This window comes from Fictibacillus enclensis, from assembly GCF_030123385.1.
GTDB lineage: Bacteria > Bacillota > Bacilli > Bacillales > Fictibacillaceae > Fictibacillus_C > Fictibacillus_C enclensis.
On record NZ_CP126109.1, the window covers coordinates 431,936 to 452,228 of the forward strand.

Genomic DNA, 20,293 nt, shown 5'->3' on the forward strand with positions numbered 1-20,293 from the left:
CATAAAATATGAGCAGTGAGGTTGTAAGAATATTTGATGATCAGATGAAGTGTGTTGGACAGAAAACAAGAGAAGATGTACATAGAGACGGAGTATGGCATGAAACGTTTCATTGCTGGTTTACTTTGTTGGAAGGTTCAGAGCGATATATTTTGCTCCAAAAACGAGCAGAAGTGAAAAAGGATTATCCGAACCTGTTGGACATTACTTCGGCCGGACATTTAATGGCCGATGAACGGGTTCACGATGGGACAAGGGAGATCGAGGAGGAACTTGGCGTTTCCGTTTCTTTTGAAGAGCTCATTCCACTTGGAATCATTAAAACGGAAATTAAACAGGATGCTATGTGGGACCGTGAATTTTGCCATGTTTATTTGTACAATTGCGACCGGATGCCGGCCTTTACTATTCAAAAAGAAGAAGTCGATGCCATTTATAAAATCAGGCTGCAAGATGGAGTTAATCTATTTTCTGGCAACAAAACAGAAATCGAAGCTGTTGAGGTTTATCCAGTTCAACAGAAAAAGCGAGTGAACAAAACGGATTTTGTAGATCAAGTGGATTATTATACTGACGTATTTGAGCGGATACAGGAAACTGTTAAGGATTGAAGTTCCTTATGAAAATTCCTAATCAATTAGAATGTTTTTTGGCTGAACATGACATTAGGACTGAAAACCTCGAAGAGCTGGGAGGTGTTAATCCCAATCGAGGAATTTATGCTTACCGTGCTCACTCATCGAAAACTACATATATTATAAAACATTGCTTAAATAGAAGAGAGGCTGAAGTTTACACAAAAAACGCAGCCTTTTTCGAAAAAAACAAGATTCCCATTCCAAAACTTTATTTTAGTTGCATGTGGGATGATGATATGTGGGTCGTGCTTGAGGATATTCCGCAAGCATTTCCTAAAGAGCGGTGGTATGCAGACCGAGAGCAGGTCACTATTCTCTTTCATTTGCATTTCAATTCCTGGAACCGGAAATTAAATATTAAGCATCCGTACGAGTATCATTGGAATGAGATTTTTATGCATACAGTTGAGAGTCTTCTTCCTGAAAAAATAACAACGATTATTCCTGTTCTGCACGAGCAAGTAAAACCTCTGTTCATGCCGTTATGCTGTCTGTCAGGTGACCCAAATCCGACCAACTGGGCAATGAGAGAGAATGGTGATTTGGTGTTGTTTGATTTTGAACAAATAGGATATGGCCATCCGGCGATCGATTTGGCGATCACCATGCCGGGTTTTGGAAGCGTGGATGGCTCACTGGAGAAAGAGATTGCTCAAAGATACCTTTCTCTATGGGAGAAGAAAGGAGTCGACTTCCCAAATACTGCTGCGGAATTGGAGAAACAAATCGTGCTCGCTAAACTTTGGATTTCCCTCGATTTTTTAGCAAATCATTATAAGACATTGAATGAAAATGTGATTGCTTATTTTATCAGAGGATTCTCAGAAAAAGCCGAAGATTTTTTGCGAAGCATTTAAGTAAATGAATAAGGACTGAATAGCACGAAGACTATTCAGTCCCTTTATGTGAAGGACGGCCTTTGATCGAATAGCTCGGTCCGTCCTTTTTTTGCTGGGCTTTTTCTTTTTTCTCGGTCCTTTTTTTCATGACGTTCCGGGCGGTTTTGGATTCGTCACTATCCGATTGCAGGCTCATTCCCTGGCCATAGTTGGCCCCGATGTTCAATTTGCCGTTCAGATCCTTGATGCCAAGGTTGGCAAAATTATTGGTCAGGTCGTATTTATCAATTCTCAGGGTTTCAATATTGATATGTTCTATGACAACAGGCGGCGTGCTGTCGTTGTCCTTTTTTAATTCCGAAAGCTCGGCCTGCAGCTGTTTAAGGTGCAGGTGAATTTCTTCCATGTTTTTATCATGATTTGTAATGGCGTTGAGTATGGTTTTAAAAAAAGGCATAGGCTACCCCGCGCTTCCGTTAGCATTGATGATCGGCTTGTACTCTAGTCTATGAATATAAAAGGAGAACATGTCTGTTTTCTCCGTTATCCAAAAAGAGAAAGGAAGGATACAAATGAAATTTTCCTCATCTAAATTGAATCTTGGGTTTCTCGATCTGAACAAAATGGGTAACAATTGCTTGCTTTCGTTTGGCCAGACGGTTCGAAGCCGGGTCTATAATACGACGAAAAAGAATTCGGCTTTTGGCGAGAGCAATGGGGATTTTCCTCAGCATACGGGTGAGACATACAGAACGAACGATAATGATGTGATCGATAGTGACGCGAAAAACAATCACCGCTAATCAATCCGGATATTCCGTTCAGGGGCCAGGTTGCGCATGATCCTTACTTCCAGCACCCCATTGAAAAATCGGGCGGCCGTACGGGTCTCATTGATCAGCTCGGGAAGTTGAATCGTCCGCTCAAAATGACCGGTTGGCCGTTCCGCTTTAATCACTGTAGCATCCTTGTAGGGAGAGTGAAGCACTCCTTTGATCGTCAGGTTGTTGGCAGACATGGAGAGATTCACATCTTCCTTCCGGATGCCGGGCAGATCAACCACAACCATCCATTCCCGGTTGTTCGTATAAATATCGACCTTAGGAAATTCCGCCTGAGAGGACGGTGCACTCTGGTTGGGCTGGTAATGGTTATACCGGTGCCGTGCATCCTGCTGGTTATTGACCTGGCCAATTTGTCCGCCAGGCGGGCCATCAAAGATACTGTTCCAAAAATCGTTTCCCTGTACCTTTTGCGCCAGCTCCAGCCACTGTTTCAGTTTATCGACGTCCATTCGTTGCCACCTCCGGATTCAAGCAAACATATTTACAGGGAACAAACATATATTTAGGGGAAAGGGAGGGAGAAATTAGTGGGTTCACCTTCTATTGTTATAAATATTTTTCTTTTTAAAATTAATTCCTTTGAAAATGCGTCGGCGGTTAATATCGGAGAGAATTACTTGTCTGACTGGCACAATTCAGATAAAAAAAATCAGGGGTTTGGCCAAAGCTTTGGGGATGATGCGAGGTTTATTGGAAACGACAATTCAGTGGATGACCGTGATGCCGTCGATTCACCGGTCACGCAATCATCCTACGGGCGGGAAATTCCATCGCTGATTGAGAAGGTCTGACAAAAAAGCAGGAGGTTCACATGGTGCTGTTTTCACCCATGGTCGTCAACATGCTTGGGTTTAAAGTCAATGCAATGGACCGCTCGGCCACTCTTGCCTTTGGGCCGGTCCAGCAGCTAGACATGTTCAGCTCAAACAAAATCAATCAGGGATTCGGGGAGGATAACGGTGACCTTACCGTCGTTAACCTGCCGATCATCTGGGTGGCTGATCAGGATGTCATCGATTCAAACTCTGTGAAGAACAGTGTGCTGTAGCATAAGGGCCGTCCTTGAACGGCTCTTTTTTTTTCCATTCAGCTCGGAAAAGGAATTCCGTAAGAGCCGGAGAAGGATTCAGCAGAAGATGATAGGGAGGCAGAACATGAATCCTTTTAAAGAATGCAACAGGGATGATGTAAAAGAGTTAATGGAAGAATACATACAAACTTTAAGCTCGCCCATCGATTCCTTTTTAGAAAATCATATTTTGAATTCGAAGTTTTATCAGATTTACACCGGCTCCTTCATGATTGGGTATTTTGCCATTCATAATAACGAAAAGATGACCCAGTTTTATATCCGGCAATCACACCTTCATCTTGCGCAGGATACGTTTAAACAAGTGATGGAGTGCTATTTTATTCGTTCATTATTTGTTCCAACATGTGACGAACTCTTTTTGGGTTTGGCGTTGGATCAGGATTTTAAGATCGAAAAGCAGGCTTATTTCTTTCAGGACAGTAAACAACAGAGAGCGTCAGAAAGTCTTTATTCCAGCGGAGAGTTCCGGCTGGCAAGAGAAGAGGATGTTCCTGGAATCATAGCGATTTCCGGTGATTTTTTTCAGCAGGCAGATGAAATGGCAGAAAAAGAAGAACTGTTTACCTTTACGAAGGACGATACTCTGCTTAGAGTCGGAGTCTTTGAACGCAGCAAGCTCCTCAACGGATATGCCAGCATCGGTATGTTCACTAACGAATCTTATCGTCAGCAGGGAGTCGGTCAAACCATCATCAATCATTTGAAACAATGGTGCTATGAACATCACATGATTCCTATTTGCGGCTGCTGGTACTACAATACCAACTCCAAAAAGACGCTGGAACGGGCGGGGATGGTAACCAAAACAAGACTATTAAACATTGTCAGATGACCGGGGAATGTACCGAAACTAAAAAATAATGGAAGAAAAAACAAGTGAAGATAACGAACTGTGGTTTACCTCCCCGCAGTATGTGGAAAAAGTACATTGTTAAATTTTCCAATCCGACAGGGAGGCTACATTATGGACCAGGATCAACACCGTTATCCAACCGATACACCACCCGAACAGCAAAACCAGCTGCCGGGCATTGAAGAGGACATGTATTTGCGCCCGCAGTTTAACCGTGCGGAATATAAGGGATCAGGCAAATTAAAGGATAAAGTGGCACTGATTACCGGAGGCGACAGCGGGATCGGACGGGCTGTTGCTTCGTTATATGCGAAGGAAGGCGCCCATGTGGCGATCGTGTATTACGACGAGCACAGGGATGCCGAGTTTACGAAGGAAGAGGTAGAAAAGGAAGGAGTAGAATGTCTTCTTATTCCGGGAGATTTGCGGAAGGAAGCGTTCGCGAAGGAAGCGGTTCAGAAGACAATCGAGAAATTCGGCAAGCTCGATATTCTCGTCAGCAATGCCGCTACAGCAATCTTGAAGGACCAGATTGAGGATGTTCATTGTGAGGACTTTGTCACCACGTTTGAAACGAATGTGTTTGGCGCCTTCTACATCACCAAAGAGGCCGTTCCTCATTTGAAAGAAGGCAGCACCATCATCTTTACGACCTCCGACTCAGCCTACAAAGGGCAGAAGAACGGGTTGGATTATGCATCCTCCAAGGCGGCTGTTCTTGGCTTTATGAGATCACTCTCGCTTCAGCTTGTCGACCGGGGCATCCGGGTAAATGGAATTTCGCCGGGTCCGATTTGGACACCACTTATTCCGGCGAGTCAGCCAAGATCTACGGTAGATACCTTTGGCCAGGAAACTCCCATGAAACGAGTGGGTCAGCCGGAAGAGCTGGCTCCGGGCTATGTACTTTTGGCTTCAGAAGATTCTTCTTACATGTCGGGACAAGTCATTCATATTAATGGCGGCATGGTCGTCAACGGTTAAACGATTTCAGACAGGCAGCTTTTTGCTGCCTGTCTTTTTTCATGCGTGAAAAAAGGATTCCAAACAGCAGAAGAGAATGTAATGGATGGGGAAATATGACGCCCGGAGGAGGGATGCCCAATGGAACTGATACTTGAAAAAGCAACTCTGGAAAAAAAGAATGTACTAAAGCAAATGCTGGAGCTGTACCGCTATGATTTTAGTGAATTTGATAGCTCGGATCTAAATGAAAACGGTCAGTATGGCTATGCCTATTTGGATGAATACTGGCGAGAGGAAGGGCGTTATCCCTTTTTTATAAAAGTGGACAACCGGTATGCGGGATTTGTGCTTGTCCGCAAAATCAGAGATACGTATGTGATCGCTGAGTTTTTTGTTATGAAGAAGTACCGCAAAATGGGGATTGGCCGACAAGCGGCTTTCCTTACGTTTGACCGGTTTCCGGGCAAATGGGATGTGGCGCAGATTCCAAAGAATAAACCGGCACAATCCTTTTGGGTCCGGATCATTGATGACTATACAAACGGAGAATTTACCGATCAGTTTTCTGAAACCGATCGGGTTCGGTATCAGACCTTTACAACATCCAAATCAGTTACCAGGGAGGCCGTAAAATGAATGCAAAAGAAGTGCTGCTCGAACAGCTGGATGCGTTAGAAAACAATCACTGGTTCGTATCGTTGAAAAACTCGCTCGTGGGGCTGACCGATGAGCAGGCGGCGTGGAAAGAAACGGCGGAAAGCAATTCGATTCGTGAAATCGCCAATCATCTCATTTATTGGAATGAACTTTATTTAAACCGCTTTCGCAGTGCGGAACCAGCAACGGGTGTGAGCCTGGAGAATGATGATACATTTCAGGATCAGGAAGAGCTGGACTGGAAACAGACGGTGGATAAGCTGAATAATCTTACCGCGCAGTGGTATAAAGCAGTGGAAGAGGCGGACGAAGCGAGGTTTGAAGAGAATGCCTATCGAAACCGGGAAGCAGCATGGGGCAGTGTCATCGCTAACCTGACCATTCATGTGGCCTATCATACCGGCCAGATTTTGTTCGCCCGTAAAAAGCAGGGCAGCTGGAATCCGGAAAACGGTGTCCACTAAACACTGAAACTTTATAAAATGTGATATCGTATATAGGATAGACCGTAACAAGGAGAGGAAGAAAACATGTTAAAGCGCCTAGCTTCAGATGCATTGGGATTAAGTGATGTCGGGAGTGTGATCAAGCCGGCCGATTACGACAAGGTGGACGCCGATGATTACGTCTTTCATGAGGACAATGAGAAGATTTATTTTCTGATCAAGTCAAAAACAGATGAATACTGCTTTACGAACCGCGCGCTCATCCATCTGGATGGAACAAGCGCCGTCAGCAAAAAACGTATGCTCCACCGGTACAGCTACAGCGAGAACACGATTTCCAACGTTTCTTTGGAAACTGCGGGAACGGTGGACCTCGACGTGGAGATCAAGTTTGTAATTGGATCGGTTCCATTTTCCATCGATGTGCACAAAAAACACATTGAAGAGTTAAAAGATTTGTATAAATCCCTTAGTAAAATTGCGGAGATCGCTCACGAGAACGAGTTTGCCCTGCAATATGCCCAGCAGAGCATCAATGTGGCATCGACGACGCTCAGCCGCATCCAAAGCAAGGAGAATGAATTGGTGGAAAGCTTCAACCAGTTGAACGATGCCGCTTTTACGTGGCTAATGGAAAGCCGCAAAGAGTACCATGTGAAAGATTACGGCTATGTATTTGAAAAGTATATTAATAACTAGATGAGTGTAGGGCAGGCTGCCATGAGCAGCCTGTTTTTTTGTATATAAAAGAGTTTGGTATTGATTTTAAAGAGGATTTGGTCTAGCTAGTGAAGAAGCATAGGAAATCACCTGAGTATGGAGGACCTATGGATAAATTAAAAGCCTGGGCTAGAAAACTGAAACGGCAGATTTATATTTTATACTTTGCCTGCAGAGATAACCGGGTCCCCTGGTATGCGAAAGTATTTACAGCAATAGTGGTAGCCTATGCCTTCAGCCCGATTGACCTTATTCCTGACTTCATACCGGTTCTTGGGTATATCGATGATATCATCCTTGTACCGGCCGGGATCTGGCTGGCTTTAAAAATGATACCCAAACATGTTCTGATCGATTGTGAGGTAATGGCAGAAGAACTAATCAGACAGAAAAAGCCAAAGAATTGGATGGCAGGCGGACTCATTCTGCTGGTTTGGGCTTTGATTTTTGTATGGATTATAGGAAAGCTCGTAAAAATTTATACATAAGGAGAGCAATATGATTTGTGAGTCAGAACAACTGGGCCATTATTTAGTTGAAACGGAAGAAGTGGACTTTTCCGATCAGGCTATTGCCACTTTGGCCGACAGGCTTTTTCACACCTCTCAATCTGAACTGGAAAAGGTAAAAAAGGGCTTTGAATACATACGGGACGAGATTGCACACTCGTGGGATATCCAAAGCAGGAGGATCACCTGTTCCGCGTCTGAAGTCCTTACACATAAAGAGGGAATTTGCTATGCCAAATCCAATCTATTGGCTGCACTGTTGAGAAGGGAAGGAATACCTGCAGGCTTCTGCTATCAGCGGCTGATGCTTTTTGATACACCTGAAAAGGGATATTGCATACATGCATTAAACGGGGTCTATCTAACATCAATGAAGAAATGGATACGCCTTGACGCTAGAGGCAATAAAGAAGGAGTGACTGCGGAATTTTCCGTCGATAAGGAAAAACTGGCTTTTCCTGTTCAAATGGAGCAGGGAGAAAAAGATTATCTGGTTATTTATACCGCTCCGCATCCCAAAACCATTGCGGTACTGAAGGACAATGAGGATGCACTCGAAATGTATCTCAACCGGTTGACAGAAGATCTATAAGAGGAAACTTAGCTTTATAATAGGCTTTCTGACGTTTATAACACGGTTGAAAAGGTAATCACTGCTCTTCAGAACGATAAACCCATTTAAAAGGCATCCATTATCAGGATGCCTTTTATCATTTACTGTTTATTTTTTCTTTCTCTTCAATATCCTTTACCACATCCCCGATCGTTACGCTGCCCAATGCTTTTTCGAGTGCGCTTTGAGCGATGGAGAGAATAGGAGTGATGGTTTCCTGAATATTGCGGCCAACCATACACTCAGGATTAGGGTGGTCATGAACACTGAACAGTTCATTTTCCTGGACGACGTTGACGGCCTTATACACATCCAGAAGAGTGATTTCATCGAGGTTCTTCGCAAGTTCTGCACCAGCTACTCCGGGCCGGACGTTGACGAGCCCTGCATTTTTTAGCATTCCCATAATTTTTCGGATAACCGCGGGATTGGTATTTACACTTCCTGCGATAAACTCAGATGATTTTGTTTCATTTTTATAGATCTCTAAGAGAGAGAGTATATGAACGCCTACAGAAAATCGGCTGCTGATGGACAAATTGGTCACCTTCTTATAGTAGCGGATAACGTTTAACTTATAGTACTAGTATAGCGTAAATCAAGCCTGTTGACAAAATGGTTACATGTAATTACAATGATTACAAGTAAACGAAATGATTACAGCTTAATTTTGTAATGGAGGGAACAGATGATGAAAATTGGAGTTATTGGTGCGACCGGTAAAGTTGGAAGTCTTATTATCAATGAAGCGATAGAAAGGGGACATGAGGCGACGGCCATTGTCCGGAATGCCGCCAAGGTCAAAAATGAGAAAGCAGAAGTACTGGAAAAGAATATCTTCGACCTGAAGACGGAAGATTTAAAAGCCTTCGATGTGGTTGTTAATGCGTTTAATGCACCACCAGGGGAGGAGCATCAACACGTTGAAGTTGGCCATCTTTTAATCGAGGCTCTAAAAGGGTCTCCACAAACCAAGCTTTTTGTTGTGGGAGGCGCAGGCAGCCTGTTTGTAGATGAGGCGCAAATGACCCGCATGTTGGAAACCCCCGCTTTTCCGAAAGCGTATTATCCAACGGCTTCAAAGGCGGCTGAAAATTTGAAGGAATTGCAAGGTTCAGAGGGGATCAGCTGGACATATCTTAGTCCCGCCGCCTTTTTCAATCCAAATGGCAAACGTACTGGTTCCTATCAAAAGGGGAAAGATCAGATGATCCTGAATTCTGAAGGTGAGAGCTATATAAGCTATGCTGATTATGCGATTGCAGTACTTGATGAAATCGAAAATCCGCAGCATGAAAACCAGCGTTTTTCAGTTGTTGGCGAAAAAGAATAACGATACGATTATAAATACCATTAGTGAAAAGCTAATGGTATTTTTTATTTTAGAAAGTATTACTTTGTACAACCTAGTAACATGAGCTTTTTTACTCTGCTTCCATTTTTTCAGAGGCATCGCCTTGTTCAAAAGCAGGGCCGCCGTACAATTCATTAATTTCCTTTGCCAGCTGGTCAAGAAATTCGTCAGTCAAAAGGGGCTCTTTTTTCTCCTTCATTATACATCCTCCTATCAAAAGTAGGTCGGTTTTCCAAGCTTTTATAAATAAGATTACCTGTGTTTAAAGGTTTTAATCTTTTTATTTACAATTGCTCAAAGCAGGAGTATGATATACGAAGTTTCAATTTCTTAAATCGCTGAAACCTAAGTGTGCGGGGGAACCAACTGGATGTATAAATCCATTCATGGGGTGAATCCTTTTAAAGGTAGGGCTACTCTTAAGGTCCGAATCCGACAGCTAACCTCGTAAGCGTTTTAGAGCAAGAAGGTGAAGCTTGTGCGACTAAAATTATACTGTCCACAGGTCTATTTACGTCGGCTTGTGGGCTTTTTTAATACCTTTTTTTAGTCATCAAGAGATCAATTTTAAGTGGCGGTGAATTCAACATGTTAACTTCGCTGAAGAGGTTATTAATCGGAAGACCCCTCAAATCAACTGAGCTGGGTGAGCAGAAGCTGAATAAAACGAAGGCTTTGGCCATCCTTTCTTCCGATGCTTTATCATCAGTCGCCTACGGGCCTGAACAAATTTTAATTGTTTTATTTACCATAAGTGCAGCTGCCTTCTGGTATTCCGTACCGATTGCCATCGGTGTACTCATTCTGCTTACTGCTCTCATCTTATCTTATCGGCAAATTATCTATGCGTACCCACATGGCGGAGGGGCCTACGTGGTCTCCAGAGACAATCTTGGGAAAAATCCAGGGTTGGTTGCCGGCGGATCGCTGCTGGTGGATTACATTTTAACGGTAGCTGTTAGTGTATCCGCGGGTGCGGATGCGATTACCTCGGCGTTTCCTGCCCTGCATCCATACAATCTTCCAATCTCGATCGTGTTTGTTCTGTTTCTGACTACCCTGAACTTGAGAGGAGTCACTGAATCAGCTTCTGTGCTCGCTTATCCGGTTTACTTGTTTGTTGTGGCCCTCATCATCATGATCGGGGTTGGCGTATACAACACGGTTACCGGTCATGTGCCTGAAAACTTGCACACACCGGTCGGAACACCGGTGGCCGGTATCAGCCTTTTCCTGCTGCTGAAGGCTTTTGCTTCAGGTAGTTCCGCCCTTACTGGTGTTGAGGCGATTTCAAATGCGATTCCAAACTTTAAGGATCCAGCTCCGAGGAATGCATCGCGAACGCTTATGGCAATGGGAGGACTATTGGCCATCCTGTTCACGGGGATTGTTTTCCTTGCCTATTATTACGGCATCACCCCGAACGCCAAGGAAACGGTCGTCTCCCAGATTGCGGATCACACGTTTGGCAGAACGTTTATGTATTTCTTTATTCAAGGCACAACTGCATTAATCCTTGTTTTGGCTGCAAATACTGGTTATTCGGCCTTTCCGCTGCTGGCCGTTAACCTGGCGAAGGATAAATTCATCCCGCGCATGTTTACGATTCGCGGTGACCGGCTCGGATACTCGAACGGCATCATTACGCTTGGAGTGGCAGCGATCCTTCTTCTTCTTGTGTTTAACGGAAAGACAGAGCATCTTATCCCGCTGTATGCGGTCGGTGTGTTTATCCCGTTTACCCTGTCCCAAACAGGGATGATTTTGAAATGGATGAAGGAAAAGCCACAAGGCTGGGTGCCTAAACTGATCACCAATGCTACCGGAGCGCTGATCAGTTTCATCGTCACCATCATGTTCTTTTTAACCAAATTTCCGCAAGTGTGGCCGGTGCTCGTGTTCTTGCCGCTGATTGTCCTGCTGTTTCACCGAATTAAAACGCACTATGATCTAGTCGGGGAACAGCTGCGGATTAATCCTAATCAGCCGCCAAAGCTGGTAGAGGGGAATGTCATCATTGTGCCGGTAGCAGGAATTACGAAGGTCGTGGAAAACTCGGTCAACTTTGCCACTTCCCTTACCGACCAGGTTATTGCTGTTTATGTGGCGTTTGAGCGGGAAGATGAACATGCGTTTGAAGAAAAATGGAAAAAGTGGCAGCCAAATGTGCGGCTCGTTACTCTGCATTCCTCCTACCGAAGCATCATTATGCCGCTTACGAAATTTATTGATACAGTTCAAAACAAAGCGGAAGAAAACAATTATCGGGTAACGGTATTGATTCCGCAGTTCATCACCAAAAAGAACTGGCATAACATTCTGCATAACCAGTCGAGCCTGCTCATCCGGGCCTATCTGCTGTTCAAGCGGGATGTCGTGGTGGCTACGGTTCCGTTCCGTTTTAAAAAATAATACTGAATACAAAAAAACCAACTTTGAGGAGTTGGTTTTTTGTTTTGTATCTGAAATTAAGGTGCTTCCTTACGTTCGCGTAAAAGGATATTTGGCACTAAGCGGATATAAATGAGTTCACCGGCAAGCTCAACGATGGTTTGTGTTACGATGATGGCCGCTGCCAATGTGCTCAATTGACCCGGTAGGGATAATGCCAGAGGAAGCACGACAAGCGAATTGCGTGTAGAACCGCTGAAAATCAGGGCACGGCCAGATCCAATATCAAGCTTGAACCACTTGACCATTAACCTGGAAATGAACGGCATGATGATCATAAAAGCAATATAGACAGGAATGACTTTGATAATCAGGTTCATATTGGTTGATAATTTGCCGATTTGAGAAGATACAACAACAAAAAGCGTAAGAGCCATGAAGGGAACAGGAAGCCAGGCTGATGAATCTATGATTTTATTCCCGACAGGTGACTTTCTTGCAAATAGCTGCAGAATCACAGCAAGTCCTAAGGGGATAACAATGAGACCAATAAAGGCTTCAAGGAATGGACGGGGGTCTACGATTTCAGCCGCCTCATTTCCAATCAACAGCCATAAATACAGTGGCAACAGCAGCATCTGTGTAATGAAGAGTATAGGCGTAGAAGTAAGGATGATCTTTTCGTTTCCTTTTCCCAGAGCGGTAAAAACAATCACATAATCAATACAAGGTGTAAGTAATACCAGATAAACTCCAAGCAATAACGGGGGATAGTCGGGCAGTAACTTTGATAGAAGCCATACCACAATCGGAACAGCGAGATAGTTCACCGTTAATAACGCCCAAATAAAACGGCGATTTGCCAATGACTCTTTTAAAGAAGTAAATGGAATCTGTGAAAACATGCTATACATCAGGATAGCGATGACAAAAGAAATGGGGGCATCTAATTTTGCTCCAACATCAGGAGTGGTTAATCCTAGTCCGGCTGCGATGATCAGTACAATCACATACAGCCAAACTTGGTTGTTTTCTAATCTTTCTCTGGAAATCATTAATTTTGTTTCCCCTTTTTCGTATTCTGCATCTTTTCTAGTCTTTACGCTACCATTTCGATTGGTTAAAAATCAATTATAACCTTTGTAGAAAAAGGAAATACAGGCTTGTTCTTGAAAATTTATTTATGTAGAAAGGAGAGGGTACGGTGCAGAAGGTAACTCCGTTTTTGTTGTTTGAGGGAAAAGCGGAAGAGGCGATCCGTTTTTATACGTCCACGTTCAAGGATTCGGAAGTTGGAAACATTCTATACCAGGAAAATGGGATGGTGCTGCATGCGACGTTTACGATTAAAGGGCAAAAACTGATGGCCATTGACAGCATGATCGAGCATGGTTTTACGTTCACTCCCTCTCTTTCGTTATTTATAGAATGTGATTCCGGTGAGGAGCCGGAGGAACTGCACCAGAAACTGTCGGATAATGGGAAGGTGCTTATGCCGATTGCCGATACACCAATCAGTGAAAAGTTCTCCTGGGTCGAGGACCGCTATGGGGTCTCCTGGCAGCTGAACATGATGAAGAAATAGGAGAGATGAATACAAGCAAAGCTGGTCAATGATACATTTTTGGCCTCGGCAAAAAAATGGGGTGAATGATAAAATACGTAATCGACTTCAGTAGCGGCAGTGTTTATATCTTGGAAAGGATGATGAATGATGCGGAAAATTACGGTGCTGAACCGAGTATCGGTGGACGGGTATTTTGCGAGTCTGAATGAAGCCGCGTTTGGAATGGATTGGTTCATTCAGGATCCGGAAGTGGACAAAGCGGTCCGGAGTGATGAGGAAGAAGTATCAGCCTTCATCTTCGGTGCAGATACGTATAGAGGGTTTGAACGAAGCTGGGTGCCCATGCTCAACGATCCCAACACTCCGCAGTATTTAAAGGATGTTGCCCAGGTACTCACTGATAATACCAAAATTGTTTTTTCAACAACGATTAAAAAAGCCACATGGGAAAATACCGAGCTGTACAGCAGTGACCCAGTAGAGGTAATTACAAGGTTTAAGCAGGAAGAAGGTGCCAATATTTTGATTTTTGGAAGCGGATCAATCGTGCAGCAGTTGGGAAATGCAGACCTAATTGATGAATACATGCTGATTATGACGCCTGTCATTGCGGGCGAAGGGAAGGCGATGTATCAGGGGATGAAACAAACGGCTCTGACACTGGTAAGAACCCAGGCGTTTGAATCTGGCAATGTGTTATTACATTATCAGACCGTTAAATAGAAATAGATTTTGAGTGGGGAGGAATCGAAAGTGGATATAAGAGAAGACGATTTAACAGGAACCGAAATCAGGTCACTGATTGGGGAGCACCTTCAGGGAATGCAGCTGCATTCGCCCCCGGAAAGCATCCATGCCTTGAATCTGGATGACTTACGGAAGCCGGATATCACGTTTTGGAGTGTATGGACGGACGGCGAGCTTATGGGCTGTGGCGTATTAAAGGAACTGGACGCCCAGCATGGAGAAATCAAGTCCATGCGCACGGCAACCTCCCATTTGAGAAAGGGAGTAGCGCAGAAGCTTCTCCAACATATCATTGCCGAAGCGAAACATCGGGGCTATGAGCGGCTGAGTCTTGAGACCGGCTCCATGGAAGCCTTTGAACCGGCAAGAAGGCTTTACACTCGTTTCAGATTTGAAGTGTGTGAGCCGTTTGCCGACTATACCAACGATCCGAACAGTGTGTTTATGACAATGAAACTATAACCATATGTTTTCTTAACATTTGCTTCAAGAAGGGTTTATAAAGGCTCTTTATACTTGAAACGTATTCTACTATAGCGTTTAAGGGGAGAAAAGCAGATGAAAAAGAAGGTTATAGGGACGGTTATTTCAACAATCATGATCAGTTCAATGGCTGTTTTTGGAGCGGGGCCAACGGTTTCAGCAGCTGATAAAGGCCATCAATCTTTTGGGCAAAGGGGTTTTGATCTGGAAGCCCACCGCGGAGGAATCGGGCTTACGGTGGAATCCACCATCGCTTCCTTTTCCCGTGCTCTGGAGCTTGGGGTGAGCACGCTGGAGCTGGATGTGCAAATTACAGAAGACCACCAGGCAGTTGTTACGCATGACCGGCAAATTTCGGGGGCCAAATGCCGGGATACAAAGCCCGCTTTTGCAGGCGATCCGGAGTACCCGTATGTTGGCAAATACATAAAAACTCTGACGCTGAGTCAGATTCGGACCTTGGACTGTGGTTCTTCCACACTGCCGCAGTTTCCAGGACAGGTAGCAAGCCCTGGTGCCAAAATGCCGCTGTTGACGGATATTTTTGATCTTGTGAAACGGTACAAAGCGAAAAAGGTATGGATGAACATAGAAACAAAAGTAGAGGCCGGTGCTCCGGAAGAGACGGCTCCGCGTGAAGAATTTGTACAAATCGTCGCCCGCCAGGTTCGTGAAGCCGGAATGCTCAACCGTGTTTCGATTCAAAGCTTTGACTGGGGATCTCTTATGCGGATGCGTGAAGTCGAACCCCGTCTTCCGATTGTGGCGCTTACAAACGGACCGCAATTCCTGCAGCCTGGACAGCCAGGCGCCTCCCCATGGCTTGGCGGCATTGATATTGACGACTATAATGGTGACCTTGTGGCGGCCGCCCACTCGTTTGGGGCAGATGCGATCTCACCTGTTCATGGTTTCCCGCAGGATGGAAAGATTACCGATGAAAACTATGAGCCCTACGTGACCAAGCAAATGGTAGATGAAGCCCATAAGGCAGGGATGAAGGTCATTCCTTGGACGGTGGATGATAAGCCAACCATGAACAAGCTCATTAATGACGGAGTCGACGGCTTGATTACCGACTATCCGGACCGTTTGCGCCAGGTGATGGCCCAGCATGGGTTTAAGCTTCCGAAACCATATAAAGCACCAAAGCATGTTTAAAATAACAGGACAAGACGGCCGGCCGAAGAGCCTGCCGTCTTTTATGTGTCCAATTAACGAACGATAGACAAATATTGAAACTTCACGGCCTTTGTTTCGTATTTGATATGGAGATGACTGAAGAATTTGATTATGGGGAGATCAAATGTAGGAAACAATTTCATGAAATGGTATTGAGAACGGACAATTAGCGTAATTTAATACAAAGGAAAAAGATCAATTATTTTTTACCTGGGAGGTGGAACCTCTTTATCCTTTGGGATGGAGAGGACCTTATTGGACATATTTAATTTATTCATGGTTGCGGTACTGATCCTTCTTACTGCGTTCTTCGTAGCTGCAGAATTCTCGATCATCCGTGTGCGTATTACCCGGATTGAACAGCTGGTGGCGGAAGGGAACCGAAATGCAGTTGCAGCCAAAAAAGTCATAACCAACCTTGATGGATCTCTGTCAGCCTGTCAGCTGGGGATTACGATTACGGCACTCGGCCTGGGGTGGCTCGGTGAACCAACGGTCGAACACTTGCTTCACCCCTTGTTTGTGAACCTGGAGATTTCAGCAGCTTTGGCGAAGACCATCTCGTTTATCATTGCGTTTGCGTCCATTACCTTCTTGCATGTGGTACTGGGTGAGCTGGCGCCAAAAACCATTGCCATTCAAAAAGCGGAAAGTGTCAGTTTGCTGTTATCCCGTCCGCTTCTCTTCTTTTACCAAATCATGTACCCTTTCATCTGGGCATTGAACGGTAGCGCCCAGCTGTTTGTAAAATTGTTTGGATTTCAAGCAGCCTCGGAGCATGAAATGGCACACTCAGAAGAAGAACTGCGTTCCATTTTAAGTGAAAGCTATAAAAGCGGAGAGATCAATAAATCAGAATTCAGCTATGTGAACAATGTATTTGAGTTTGATAATCGGCTCGCCAAAGAAATCATGGTGCCCCGAACGGAAATTGTTACTCTTCAGGCGGGCCAAAGCCTGGACGAAGCTTTTGAAACCATCATTCAGGAGCAATTTACCCGCTATCCCGTTGTCGGTGAGGATAAAGACGAGATTTTGGGAATGATCAACTCCAAGGAATTGTTTCATGGCGTCATGAAAGGAAAACAGGCGGTGCCGCTCGAGGAGTATACCCGTCCGGTTTTGAGCGTGTTTGAGAACATTCCTATTCAAGAGCTGTTAACCAAAATGCAGAAGAAACGCGCCCATATGGCCATCCTGATGGATGAGTACGGCGGAACATCAGGTCTGGTCACGATTGAGGATATTTTGGAAGAGCTGGTCGGTGAAATCCGGGATGAATTTGACCAGGATGAATCCCCAATGATCCTGAATGTGAACGCCAAAACGAGAATGCTTGACGGCAAAGTTCTGATCGAAGACGTTAATGATATGTATGCCCTGGATATCGATGAAACCGATCTGGACACAATCGGCGGCTGGATGCTTTCCATGAACTCAGACATTCAGACAGGCGATATAGTCCGGCATGAAAAATATGAATTTAAAGTAGTAGGAATGGATGGCCACCAGATCAAAAAGATTCAGGTACGTGAAATGGAAGAACAGCCATCTGAAGCGAATTAACATAGGTCTAGCGATGGATGAACCGCTCGTATCCTAGTAAAAGAATACGTCGAAATGCATTAGGATTAATCCGTTTGAGAATATTTCACCCGAATTTGAGAATAAAGTGGCCTAGTTCGAGAATAAAAATGTTTTTTTGAGAATAAATGAAGACTTTTTGAGAGTAAGTTAAATTATGGGAACAAGAAACTATATAAAAACAGCAAAGTCAGGCATTAGCCTGGCTTTTTTTGTCCTAATAAAAGGAAAAAACAGCTTTATGAAGTATAAATAGAGTTGGAATTAAGTTTAAGGGGGAGAATTAGATGTTTGTCGTAAACGTAGAAGCCGCAGTATATAAAGATGATCAATGGCTAATCATTGAACGCAGTTTGAAAGAAGACCATGCAGGAGGATTGCTTGCATTTGTGGGGGGGAAGGTGGATACGGAAGCAGGGAATTCAACCAATATCTTGGAGGAAAGCGTAAAAAGAGAGCTTTTTGAAGAGGTCGGGGCAACAGTAAAAGGCGAAATTCAGTATGTTCGCAGCACGTCGTTTACTCTTGAGGACGGCCGCGAAGTTATTGATGTGGTTTTCTTATGTGAGCTGGATGACTGTAGGCCTTTTGTGAAAAGTCCGGATGAGGTCGAGGCGTTGTATTGGTTAACAGAAGAGGACATACTAAATCACCTTAAAACGCCGATCTGGCTGGCTGAAAGCATAAAAGAAGCGGAAGCGCTACGCATACGAAAACAAGCCATTCCAGCAGCACAGTAATGGAACAATTCACCGTTAAACAAATGGATAACCTAAATGAAGTGAATATCACTCATTTGGTTGAGGAGAGTAAACGGGAAGGCTTTCGTTTTCTCGACCGGCTAATGCATGATTATCAGAACAGCAGTAATACCTTTGACCGGCCGGGAGAGTCCCTATGGGGTGTATTTGATCCCGACGGTCAATGTGTGGCCATTGGCGGGCTTAATCGTGACCCTTATGCAAACGAGACATCAGTTGGGAGATTAAGAAGGTTTTATGTAGCCTGTGAGTTTCGAAGGATGGGTCTAGGAACGCTTTTGCTGAAAAGGATTATCCATGAGGCCAACCACCATTTTCACAAGCTGGTGCTGCATACCGATACAGAGCGAGGTGACCTTTTCTATACTTCATTTGGGTTTGTCCAAGAAACAAGATATCCCAAATCTACCCATTGTTTGCGTTTGAAATAATTGTAGACTTAGGCAGGAAATTAATATATTTTTAAAAGGATTTGCAGATGCTTAAACTTTTACTTACAAAGTGTTTACCAAGCATGGGTCTTTCGCCTTTTGCGCAATATCTTAATAGTAATACCGTATATTGTTTGTGTTCGACAAATAACGACTATCTACTCAAATCGTTCAACGACCCTCTAAAAAAACCTTTTAAGTTCCAATTACTATAGTTATATCGTTATAATTTATGGGTTTAGGAGGATTTGAGTTGGACTATTTGTGGTATTTTTTAATTTTTATATCTATAGCATTTCCCTTTTTGCACTCCGTTCATTGTCTGCCCATATTCAGACGGAATAGCCTTGAACGAAAAAGAAGAACGACCGAAGACAAGGGAGCCAGTATTCTGATCCCGTGCTATAACGAAGAGGGAATCATTGAAACATCAGTCAGCAGCATGAAGACACTGTCCTATTCAAAGACGGAAATTCTTTATATCAATGATGGTTCTACGGATGAGACGTTTGCTAAGCTGGATTCCTTGTTAGCCTTAACGCCGTGCATGAAGGCTCACACTCACCGTTTACAGTACAGGAACGTAAAAGGTGTATACCAGTCGGAATATTTTCCACACATCTTTGTGCTGGATAAAGTGAATGGAGGAAAGGCAGATGCATTGAACGCTGGCATCGAATATTCCAGCCAGCCGCTGATCGTTACCCTTGATGCGGATACGATCTTAACGGATGAGGCGTTACCCGCAGTAAACCAGGCGTTTTCGGATGAAAATGTCATTGCCGCGGGCGGAGTCGTGCACGTGCTTCAAACAAAAGTCCAAAAGCCTTTGGATGGTTTATCTCTCAAGGCCGCGAATATGCTGGTTCGTGCACAGGCGCTGGACTTTATGAAGGCATTTTATGTCAATAAAGTTTCATTGGCGCGTTTTAAAGCACTGGCTGTCATATCCGGTGCTTTTGGAATTTTTACAAAGAAAGCCTTACTTGATGTGGGCGGCTACCGATCAACCGTCGGTGAGGATATAGATATTACTTTGAAGATGCACAAATACATGGCCAAGCATAAGAAAAGTAAAGTGCTGCTTATACGGGATGCGGTTTGTTACACGGAGCTGCCGGAGAACTGGAAAGACCTTTTCAAGCAAAGAGTGCGCTGGCAAAAAGCATTTGTGGATTGCCTTTTTCATTTTGGGCCATTTTTGCTTAAAACGCTGTTCACCAAACCTGTGTCTTTTTTCTATTTGTTTGAAGGGTTCTTTGCCGGTACCATGGCTGTTTATATCATGACAGGTGTATTGATTATGGATGGTCTGGACGGAAAGCTGTTCTCATGGACCTTCCTTTTACTATATGTGGCTTATATTTTTGGAGTCGGCCTGGTTTATGACATGGTCGCCATTGGCATGAGTGAGAGGCACGGCTATGCCTTTCAGGAAAAGGATACGTATCCTTTGCTGATGGTGATTATCTTTGATATTTTCTTCTATCGCTTCATCACTATGTTTGCTGTTATTTTTGGCACGGTGGACTATTTCTTCAACCGAAAGGCCTGGAATAAGGTGGCTAGAACGGGGCGGCATTATGAAACTGGGGAAGAAACAGCGGCATAAAG

27 protein-coding genes and 1 riboswitch are annotated in these 20,293 nt (G+C 44.2%); of the genes, 22 read left to right on the top strand and 5 right to left on the bottom strand.

Translation table 11 applies throughout. The annotated features are described in order from the left end of the window. The first annotated feature begins 8 nt into the window (after nt 1-8). Both QNH15_RS02320 and QNH15_RS02325 read left to right on the top strand, forming a co-directional pair. A complete protein-coding gene (locus QNH15_RS02320) occupies nt 9-611 on the top strand; it encodes an NUDIX hydrolase (RefSeq protein ID WP_283892256.1) in 603 nt (200 codons plus the stop codon). Nucleotides 612-874: 263 nt separating this feature from the next. After that, nucleotides 875-1,495 carry a phosphotransferase family protein gene (locus QNH15_RS02325; protein ID WP_283892258.1) on the top strand — a complete coding sequence of 207 codons (621 nt, stop codon included), beginning with the start codon at nt 875-877 and terminating at the stop codon, nt 1,493-1,495. A gap of 31 nt (nt 1,496-1,526) precedes the next feature. Here the strand turns inward: QNH15_RS02325 and QNH15_RS02330 are convergent, their stop codons facing one another. Beyond that, nucleotides 1,527-1,934 (bottom strand): hypothetical protein, encoded by a 408-nt coding sequence (locus tag QNH15_RS02330; RefSeq protein ID WP_283892259.1) that lies wholly within the window; start codon nt 1,932-1,934, stop codon nt 1,527-1,529. Between the two features lie 115 nt (nt 1,935-2,049). Here QNH15_RS02330 and QNH15_RS02335 point away from each other — a divergent pair, with 115 nt between their 5' ends. Continuing rightward, nucleotides 2,050-2,280 carry a hypothetical protein gene (locus QNH15_RS02335; RefSeq protein WP_283892261.1) on the top strand — a complete coding sequence of 77 codons (231 nt, stop codon included), beginning with the start codon at nt 2,050-2,052 and terminating at the stop codon, nt 2,278-2,280. On the opposite strand, the gene QNH15_RS02340 is transcribed toward QNH15_RS02335, so the two are convergent. Next, complete coding sequence (locus tag QNH15_RS02340; RefSeq protein ID WP_283892263.1) at nt 2,277-2,771, bottom strand: Hsp20/alpha crystallin family protein; 495 nt, start codon at nt 2,769-2,771, stop codon at nt 2,277-2,279. The two genes, QNH15_RS02335 and QNH15_RS02340, sit on opposite strands and share 4 nt — an antisense overlap. Nucleotides 2,772-2,849: 78 nt before the next feature. Here QNH15_RS02340 and QNH15_RS02345 point away from each other — a divergent pair, with 78 nt between their 5' ends. The 9 genes from QNH15_RS02345 to QNH15_RS02385 all read left to right on the top strand — a co-directional run bounded on the left by QNH15_RS02345 (nt 2,850) and on the right by QNH15_RS02385 (nt 8,158). Beyond that, nucleotides 2,850-3,113, top strand: a complete 264-nt coding sequence (locus tag QNH15_RS02345; RefSeq protein WP_061974938.1) for a hypothetical protein — start codon at nt 2,850-2,852, stop codon at nt 3,111-3,113. Between the two features lie 23 nt (nt 3,114-3,136). Continuing rightward, nucleotides 3,137-3,370 (top strand): hypothetical protein, encoded by a 234-nt coding sequence (locus QNH15_RS02350; protein WP_283895401.1) that lies wholly within the window; start codon nt 3,137-3,139, stop codon nt 3,368-3,370. 106 nt (nt 3,371-3,476) lie between these two features. Further along, complete coding sequence (locus QNH15_RS02355) at nt 3,477-4,247, top strand: GNAT family N-acetyltransferase (RefSeq protein WP_283892265.1); 771 nt, start codon at nt 3,477-3,479, stop codon at nt 4,245-4,247. A 132-nt stretch (nt 4,248-4,379) separates the two neighbouring features. Next, nucleotides 4,380-5,252 carry an SDR family oxidoreductase gene (locus QNH15_RS02360; RefSeq protein ID WP_283892267.1) on the top strand — a complete coding sequence of 291 codons (873 nt, stop codon included), beginning with the start codon at nt 4,380-4,382 and terminating at the stop codon, nt 5,250-5,252. 120 nt (nt 5,253-5,372) lie between these two features. Further along, nucleotides 5,373-5,870, top strand: a complete 498-nt coding sequence (locus QNH15_RS02365; RefSeq protein ID WP_283892269.1) for a GNAT family N-acetyltransferase — start codon at nt 5,373-5,375, stop codon at nt 5,868-5,870. Beyond that, the gene (locus QNH15_RS02370) at nt 5,867-6,355 is read left to right on the top strand and encodes a DinB family protein (RefSeq protein WP_283892271.1); all 489 of its coding nucleotides are present in this window, start codon (nt 5,867-5,869) and stop codon (nt 6,353-6,355) included. Before QNH15_RS02365 ends, QNH15_RS02370 begins: the two co-directional genes overlap by 4 nt. A 66-nt stretch (nt 6,356-6,421) precedes the next feature. Further along, entirely contained in the window at nt 6,422-7,036 is a 615-nt protein-coding gene (locus QNH15_RS02375) for a PH domain-containing protein (RefSeq protein WP_283892273.1), read from the top strand. Between the two features lie 128 nt (nt 7,037-7,164). Continuing rightward, nucleotides 7,165-7,545, top strand: coding sequence for a YkvA family protein (locus tag QNH15_RS02380; protein ID WP_283892275.1), 381 nt, complete (start codon nt 7,165-7,167; stop codon nt 7,543-7,545). Between the two features lie 10 nt (nt 7,546-7,555). Then, a complete protein-coding gene (locus tag QNH15_RS02385; RefSeq protein ID WP_283892277.1) occupies nt 7,556-8,158 on the top strand; it encodes a transglutaminase-like domain-containing protein in 603 nt (200 codons plus the stop codon). Between the two features lie 118 nt (nt 8,159-8,276). Here the strand turns inward: QNH15_RS02385 and QNH15_RS02390 are convergent, their stop codons facing one another. Further along, nucleotides 8,277-8,717: an Rrf2 family transcriptional regulator gene (locus QNH15_RS02390; protein ID WP_283892279.1), complete on the bottom strand. Its 441-nt coding sequence runs from the start codon at nt 8,715-8,717 to the stop codon at nt 8,277-8,279. Nucleotides 8,718-8,870: 153 nt separating this feature from the next. Between QNH15_RS02390 and QNH15_RS02395 the strand changes: the two genes are divergently transcribed. Further along, nucleotides 8,871-9,512 (top strand): NAD(P)-dependent oxidoreductase, encoded by a 642-nt coding sequence (locus QNH15_RS02395; protein WP_283895402.1) that lies wholly within the window; start codon nt 8,871-8,873, stop codon nt 9,510-9,512. Between the two features lie 91 nt (nt 9,513-9,603). Here the strand turns inward: QNH15_RS02395 and QNH15_RS02400 are convergent, their stop codons facing one another. After that, nucleotides 9,604-9,732, bottom strand: a complete 129-nt coding sequence (locus tag QNH15_RS02400) for a bacitracin ABC transporter ATP-binding protein (protein WP_283892280.1) — start codon at nt 9,730-9,732, stop codon at nt 9,604-9,606. A gap of 127 nt (nt 9,733-9,859) precedes the next feature. Further along, nucleotides 9,860-10,002, top strand: a riboswitch (cyclic di-AMP (ydaO/yuaA leader). A gap of 119 nt (nt 10,003-10,121) precedes the next feature. On the opposite strand from QNH15_RS02400, the gene QNH15_RS02405 reads away from it, so the two are divergent. Further along, on the top strand, nt 10,122-11,945 hold the full coding sequence (locus QNH15_RS02405; RefSeq protein ID WP_283892282.1) for an APC family permease: 1,824 nt from the start codon (nt 10,122-10,124) through the stop codon (nt 11,943-11,945). Between the two features lie 56 nt (nt 11,946-12,001). On the opposite strand, the gene QNH15_RS02410 is transcribed toward QNH15_RS02405, so the two are convergent. Beyond that, complete coding sequence (locus QNH15_RS02410) at nt 12,002-12,979, bottom strand: arsenic resistance protein (protein ID WP_283892283.1); 978 nt, start codon at nt 12,977-12,979, stop codon at nt 12,002-12,004. A 149-nt stretch (nt 12,980-13,128) separates the two neighbouring features. On the opposite strand from QNH15_RS02410, the gene QNH15_RS02415 reads away from it, so the two are divergent. From QNH15_RS02415 to QNH15_RS02450, 8 genes are all read left to right on the top strand, one after another. Then, on the top strand, nt 13,129-13,509 hold the full coding sequence (locus tag QNH15_RS02415; protein ID WP_283892285.1) for a VOC family protein: 381 nt from the start codon (nt 13,129-13,131) through the stop codon (nt 13,507-13,509). A gap of 126 nt (nt 13,510-13,635) precedes the next feature. Continuing rightward, nucleotides 13,636-14,214, top strand: a complete 579-nt coding sequence (locus tag QNH15_RS02420) for a dihydrofolate reductase family protein (RefSeq protein WP_283892286.1) — start codon at nt 13,636-13,638, stop codon at nt 14,212-14,214. Between the two features lie 30 nt (nt 14,215-14,244). Beyond that, on the top strand, nt 14,245-14,700 hold the full coding sequence (locus tag QNH15_RS02425) for a GNAT family N-acetyltransferase (protein ID WP_283892288.1): 456 nt from the start codon (nt 14,245-14,247) through the stop codon (nt 14,698-14,700). A 96-nt stretch (nt 14,701-14,796) separates the two neighbouring features. Continuing rightward, the gene (locus QNH15_RS02430) at nt 14,797-15,882 is read left to right on the top strand and encodes a glycerophosphodiester phosphodiesterase (protein ID WP_283892290.1); all 1,086 of its coding nucleotides are present in this window, start codon (nt 14,797-14,799) and stop codon (nt 15,880-15,882) included. A 276-nt stretch (nt 15,883-16,158) separates the two neighbouring features. After that, nucleotides 16,159-17,469 carry a hemolysin family protein gene (locus tag QNH15_RS02435; protein ID WP_283892292.1) on the top strand — a complete coding sequence of 437 codons (1,311 nt, stop codon included), beginning with the start codon at nt 16,159-16,161 and terminating at the stop codon, nt 17,467-17,469. Nucleotides 17,470-17,774: 305 nt separating this feature from the next. Next, entirely contained in the window at nt 17,775-18,227 is a 453-nt protein-coding gene (locus QNH15_RS02440; protein WP_283892293.1) for an NUDIX domain-containing protein, read from the top strand. Next, nucleotides 18,227-18,679, top strand: coding sequence for a GNAT family N-acetyltransferase (locus QNH15_RS02445; RefSeq protein WP_283892294.1), 453 nt, complete (start codon nt 18,227-18,229; stop codon nt 18,677-18,679). The genes QNH15_RS02440 and QNH15_RS02445 overlap by 1 nt, the downstream gene beginning before the upstream one ends. 253 nt (nt 18,680-18,932) lie before the next feature. Continuing rightward, complete coding sequence (locus QNH15_RS02450; RefSeq protein ID WP_283892295.1) at nt 18,933-20,291, top strand: glycosyltransferase family 2 protein; 1,359 nt, start codon at nt 18,933-18,935, stop codon at nt 20,289-20,291. The last annotated feature ends 2 nt before the right edge of the window (nt 20,292-20,293 follow it).